This window comes from Streptomyces sp. WM6386 (assembly GCF_000972385.1).
Taxonomy (GTDB): Bacteria; Actinomycetota; Actinomycetes; order Streptomycetales; family Streptomycetaceae; genus Streptomyces.
Map to the genome: position 1 here is coordinate 1 of NZ_JXTE01000334.1, position 683 is coordinate 683.

Consider the following 683-nt stretch of genomic DNA (forward strand, 5'->3'; position numbering starts at 1 on the left):
GTCTCGGCCACTGCGACGTGGTCCTCCGCGGCGCCGGCAGCAGCCGCACCACGCTCCGCGCGACCAAGAGCCTCACCGAGCTCATCGGGGTGTACGGCTCCCGCTACGGCGGCGACAAGTCCTCCTGGTCCTGGGCGGGCGGCCTGATCTGGCTGGCCCCCGAAGCCCGCTGGACGTCCCTCGTGGCCGCGATCCGGGCCCGGGCGTGGCCCTTCGAGGGCTGGACGGGCAACCGCCGCGACGAATGGAGCCCGCTCACCGCCCTGGACCCGGCCCGCCAAGGCTCCTGGACGGTGACAGCCGCGGACACATCGTCGTTGCGCCCCGGCGCCCTGGTCCTGCTGCGGCTGTCCGACGACGCCGACCACACCTTGCTGGAGCACATGTGCGGCGGCGGCCCCGGTCCCCAGGGCTACCTCTGGAACGACAAGACGAAACTGACCTCGTACGTCCCCTACGAATGGCCCGTACGCATCACCCGCGTCCGCGGTCGCCGGGTCACCCTCGAACGGCCGCTCCCGCTGGACCTGCGCCCGCAGTGGAACCCGCAACTGACCACCCATGTGCAGGCGTTGACCGGCGCGGGGGTGGAGGGCCTGACCCTGGAGGCCGTACAGACCCCGCAGCAGCCGCATCTGCTCGACACCGGCTACAACGGCGTCGTCCTGCAGTGCGCCTACGAC

The 683-nt window shown here is 72.2% G+C and carries 1 pseudogene; it reads left to right on the top strand.

The features are described 5' to 3' along the window. Positions 1 to 683, top strand: a pseudogene (locus TN53_RS41555) (hypothetical protein); the annotation flags it as partial.